A 5,120-nucleotide genomic window follows, 5' to 3' on the forward strand; every position below is an offset into this window, starting at 1 on the left:
TAAACACATTCAAACACAATGGTCGATATATTCAGTTACTTATAGTTCCCTCCTTCATCACCTTATAATATGGGATTTTTTTATTTTGTCAACATATTAGTGAGAATAAGAAGCGAAACGCTTCCTATTCTTCTAAGATATCTTCTACACTCATAACTAGCTTTGCGCCCTGCTGAATCAATGAATTACAGCCTTTGCAGTCATATATACGTCCTGGAACCGCAAAGACATCCTTGCCTTGTTCTAAGGCAAAACCAACTGTAATCATTGTGCCACTTTTAATATCTGCTTCAGTGACAAGAAGTTTCTGTGAGAGTCCAGCAATAATACGATTGCGTTTAGGGAAATAGTCCTTTCTAGGCGGGGTAAGACCTGGATATTCACTAATAATAAGTTCGTTTTTTAATTGATCATAGAGTTCCTTATTCATTGGTGGGTAGGGATAATCAATCCCACTTCCAAGTACTGCCACTGTATGACCATTAGATTTTAAAGCCGTACGATGGCCCACACCATCTATACCTTTAGCCATACCTGATACAATCACAAGTCCCTGTTTTACAAGATCTTCCACAAGAATACGTGTTGCCCTGACACCATACTCACTGCAGTCTCTCTTACCAATTACGCCGATACATTCATTATCTAACAATGATAAAGATCCATAATAATAGAGCACAAATGGAGGACAGTTGATGAACTTAAGATGCTGTGGATAATCATCACTAATAATAGTCGTATAAGAACACTTAATTGTCGCAAAAAGTTCTTTCTTTAATGATTCATCTACACGTTCTTTACGTTCTAATGCCTTATAAATCAAATCAAACTGTCCATGATACTTCAATGAAAAATAAAGTAGAATATCTTCCACACAATCACCTCCTACTATATCTATTCCCTGTAAGAGGCTTCTTTTCTCAAAAAAGAGAAAGATATTTAATCTTTCTCTTCAAAATCAAATGATAATTGTTGATTCAGTACTTTCTGTACTGGCGCAAAAGATTTACGATGTATTGGAGTCACACCATATTTTTCTAATGCTTCCTTATGTGCCTTAGTGACATAACCCTTATGTTTTTCAAAGCCATATTCTGGATATTGTTTACCATATTCCTTCATGATGCGGTCTCGAGTCACTTTCGCAAGAATACTTGCAGCCCCAATAGATAGACTTTTCGCATCTCCTTTAATAATAGAAAGATGAGGAATATCTCCTAAAGGCATTGCATCACTTAATGTAAAATCAGGTTCTAATGATTCTACAATACGTTTCATACCAGTACGAGAGGCTTCATAGACATTAAGTGTATCTACTTCTTCTACTGATAAAACCTCTATTTGATAAGCAAGCGCATTCTCTATAATGAGGTCATAGAGTGCTTCTCTTTTCTTTTCTGTGAGTTTCTTAGAGTCGTTAATACGTTCATCATAGAAATCTTCTGGAAAGATAACACCACCTACAACAAGCGGTCCAGCCATAGGACCTCTACCTGCTTCATCGACACCTAATATTCTAGAATAACCAGCAGCTCTGGCTTCATTCTCGTATTTTAAACGTTCCTGATTATTCATCGCTTAACTCCCAAGTAATTCTTCCTAGAGAGGCATTCTTTAAGTCATTAAAGAACGTTTCCTGAACACGGTCATAATCTGTTTCGCCTCTTAATTTCTTAATATGACGATAATCTGAAATATGATCATAAACTGGTAATACCCAATCAGAATCTAAATCAATAGTCAAATTATAACGTTCCTTCAACATTTCTGGATAATGTTTTGCGAGATAACCAATTGCATGAATAAAGAGATCATCAAGAGGAAGTATTTCCATCTTAATAGAGCCACATAATGCGACATTCATCGCTTTATTGATATCTGTAAACTTATGTTCTAGACCACCTGGTGTATCAAAAAGTTCAAAGTCCTTATCAACACGGATAATCTGCTGAGACTTAGTAACACCTGGTTTATTTCCTACTGCAGCAGCTTTTCTTTTCGCAATCTTATTAATAAAAGTAGATTTACCTACATTTGGAATACCTGCAACAAGAGCACGAATAGGTTTAGGTTTTAATCCTCTAGCTGCTTCTTTTTCACGCTTTTCTTTTAACTGATAACGGCATAAATTAACGATTTTATTTTCTTCCTTGAAGTTCTTTAAGTCAACCGCAATAGCACTATGGCCCTGTCTTTTAAACTCTGCAATTAATGCATCTGTTGCCTTAGGATCAGCTAAATCTTTCTTTGTAAGAATATAGAGGCGTGGCTTATTTTTAATCATATAATCAAGTTCTGGATTATGTGTTGAAAAAGGAGCTCGTGCATCCACAAGTTCAATCACAATATCTACTAACTTTACTTTACTTTCGATTTCTCTTTGGGCTTTAGCCATATGCCCTGGATACCACTGAATCTGTTTTACCATAATTTCCTCCTCAATCATTACTCTTAATATGTTTTATAGGATAAATGATATATCCATTTTTAGCACGAATATCTTCTATATGAATAGGTCCAAAATATCTTGAATCATAGGATAAAGGACGGTTATCCCCTAAAACAAAATATTCATTATGCTTTAACTTGATTTTAAAATCTCTTGTATATTGTGTAAGACCTAATTCTCTTTTTTCTTTCTGTATAAAAGAAAGTTTGAAAAATGGTTCTTCTACAAGTTTACCATCAATATATAAATGATCATTCTTATAGCTGATTTCTTCTCCTGGCAGTCCTATCACTCGTTTAATGATATCTTCTTTTAATGCTGCGCTGCGTACTTCAACGATATCAAAACGGTGTATCTGCTTATGTGATGTAATTCCAGTCATTAAGATAAAATCTCCATCATGAATAGTAGGCATCATTGATGTTCCTTTTACCTTTACAGGAAGAACAATAAAAGTAAATAAGCATAATATAAGAGTCACTAGACCAGGTAAACACAGCTTCTTTAATTTATTCATAATATAGAAAAAAAGAATGGGGTAAGCCCCCATTCTCTTATCGAATTTCTTTAATTCTAGCAGCTTTACCAGATAATCCACGTAAGTAATGTAATTTAGCTCTACGTACTTTACCAACCTTAGCTACTTCGATATGATCGATGATTGGAGAGTTTACTGGGAATACTCTTTCAACACCTACACCGTAAGAAATCTTTCTAACAGTGAAAGTTTCACCAATACCGCAACCCTTTTTAGCAATACAAACACCTTCGAACATCTGAAGACGAGTCTTATTACCTTCCTGGATCTTTACAAATACTTTTAAAGTGTCACCAGCTTTGAACTGAGGTACATCAGTCTTGATCTGGCTCTTAGTAATTTCATTTACTAACTGCATGTTCATTATAACATTTCCTCCTACACAAATTTAGTCTTGGAAGCTCATTCGTATATATAACCAGCGGAACTTCTGTGTCTTACGACTTGGCTATTATAGCACTGTCTTTTTTATAAATCAATTACTTTTTTAATTCTTTTAGAATTTCTAATTCTTCTTCTGTAAATGAACGTTTTTCTAATAAATCAGGACGTTTGATCATTGTTTTACGTAATGATTCCTTTAAACGCCATTTACGAATATTTTCATGATGACCACTTATGAGGACATCAGGAACTTTACTGCCTTCATATTCATAAGGTCTTGTATATTGTGGATATTCTAATAATCCATTAGAGAATGAATCATCTTCATGACTTGCCTGAGTGATTACTCCATGAAGTAAACGGATCACACTATCCATCACTACCATCGCACCAAGTTCTCCACCTGTAAGTACATAATCACCAATAGAAAGTTCTACATCTACATAATCACGAATACGTTCATCAAAGCCTTCATAATGACCACAGATGATCACGATATGTTTCTGATTAAGGGCTAATTCTTCAGCATAAGCCTGATGATGTGTCATACCCTGAGGGCTCATTAAAATAACAAGTGAATCCTTTGTGACTACTGTCTTTAAACAATCTAATAAAGGCTTACACATAAGCACCATGCCCTGTCCACCACCATAAGGTGTATCATCTACACTCTTATGACGATCTGTCGCAAATTCTCTAAAATCATGAATTTTTACTTCTACATGACCACTATCAATAGCTCTTTTAATAATAGATGTTGTCAAGAATCCTTCAAACATCTCTGGAAATAATGAAAGAACATCAATCTTCATCTAAGAAGCCTCCAATCAATGAGACATCAATACGCTTATGTTCAATATCCTTATTCTTTACAAAAGCATCAATATAAGGAATCATAACCTTCTTACCATTTACATCTACACCAATAATAGCCTGTGCACCCTGATATACATCAGTCACCTTACCAATATAAGTACCATTATTATAAACTTCACAATCCACAATATCAGAAATATAATGCATGCCTTCAGGTAGTAAAGAAGTATCCTTAGGGGCATAACAAATACACCCCTTATACTTTTCTACTTCATTAATATCTGTATAACCTTTAAATGCAATCATATCAAAACCTTTATGGATATAATGCTTACTGATTTCAAAATCAAGATATTCTCTTGGTGTTTTGACAAGAATATGGCTGCCAGGGGCAAAGCGCTGTTCTCCAAAATCAGTTGAAGAAGCAATCTTTAAATCACCCTTGATTCCAAATGTATTAATGATTTTACCAATTTCTACAAGTTCCATTTGTACCTCCAAAAAAAAGGAAGTGTACACTTCCTTTATTCCTCACCATATGATTCAAATTTGATATCTAATCTCTTATGCATACCACGTGTACTTACAGACATAAGCTGTCTGATAGAATTAGCCATAACACCTTTTCTACCAATTAACTTAGAAATATCATCGTGTGATGCATAAACATATAGAACAATCGCATTATCATCTAATGAAGGCATTTCTCTAACCTCTAACTTATCACGATCATTGACAAGTTCAAGACAGATGTCCTGTAATGCCTTAACGTAATCCATAATTATTTAGCCTTCTTAGATTCAGCAAATTCTTTGATTACGCCTTCTCTAGAAAGGATGTTCTTAACTGTGTCAGAAGGCTGAGCACCGTTACCTAACCACTTTAAGATTTCTTCTTTCTTTAAAGAAACCTTAGCTGGGTTCTGTCTTGGAT

Annotated in this window: 8 protein-coding genes; all 8 read right to left on the reverse strand. The window is 34.7% G+C overall.

Annotated features, from left to right (window positions below):
- Positions 1-124: 124 nt before the first annotated feature.
- Complete coding sequence (dprA, locus tag ACT8VG_RS06990) at positions 125-874, reverse strand: DNA-processing protein DprA (RefSeq protein ID WP_217107206.1); 750 nt, start codon at positions 872-874, stop codon at positions 125-127.
- Positions 875-939: 65 nt separating this feature from the next.
- Positions 940-1,575 carry a ribonuclease HII gene (locus ACT8VG_RS06995; RefSeq protein WP_217107205.1) on the reverse strand — a complete coding sequence of 212 codons (636 nt, stop codon included), beginning with the start codon at positions 1,573-1,575 and terminating at the stop codon, positions 940-942.
- Positions 1,568-2,428, reverse strand: coding sequence for a ribosome biogenesis GTPase YlqF (gene ylqF / locus ACT8VG_RS07000; RefSeq protein ID WP_444195489.1), 861 nt, complete (start codon positions 2,426-2,428; stop codon positions 1,568-1,570). Before ylqF ends, ACT8VG_RS06995 begins: the two co-directional genes overlap by 8 nt.
- 10 nt (positions 2,429-2,438) lie before the next feature.
- Positions 2,439-2,966, reverse strand: a complete 528-nt coding sequence (gene lepB / locus ACT8VG_RS07005) for a signal peptidase I (protein ID WP_444195490.1) — start codon at positions 2,964-2,966, stop codon at positions 2,439-2,441.
- Positions 2,967-3,003: 37 nt separating this feature from the next.
- Complete coding sequence (gene rplS, locus ACT8VG_RS07010; RefSeq protein ID WP_117459905.1) at positions 3,004-3,351, reverse strand: 50S ribosomal protein L19; 348 nt, start codon at positions 3,349-3,351, stop codon at positions 3,004-3,006.
- Between the two features lie 115 nt (positions 3,352-3,466).
- Positions 3,467-4,183 (reverse strand): tRNA (guanosine(37)-N1)-methyltransferase TrmD, encoded by a 717-nt coding sequence (gene trmD, locus ACT8VG_RS07015; RefSeq protein ID WP_187011971.1) that lies wholly within the window; start codon positions 4,181-4,183, stop codon positions 3,467-3,469.
- On the reverse strand, positions 4,173-4,676 hold the full coding sequence (gene rimM, locus ACT8VG_RS07020; protein ID WP_117459900.1) for a ribosome maturation factor RimM: 504 nt from the start codon (positions 4,674-4,676) through the stop codon (positions 4,173-4,175). The genes trmD and rimM overlap by 11 nt, the downstream gene beginning before the upstream one ends.
- Before the next feature lie 35 nt (positions 4,677-4,711).
- Positions 4,712-4,966, reverse strand: a complete 255-nt coding sequence (locus tag ACT8VG_RS07025; RefSeq protein ID WP_006504719.1) for a KH domain-containing protein — start codon at positions 4,964-4,966, stop codon at positions 4,712-4,714.
- Positions 4,967-5,120: the final 154 nt, after the last annotated feature.

It is taken from the genome of Catenibacterium sp., assembly GCF_052354645.1.
Classification (GTDB): domain Bacteria; phylum Bacillota_I; class Bacilli_A; order Erysipelotrichales; family Coprobacillaceae; genus Catenibacterium; species Catenibacterium mitsuoka_A.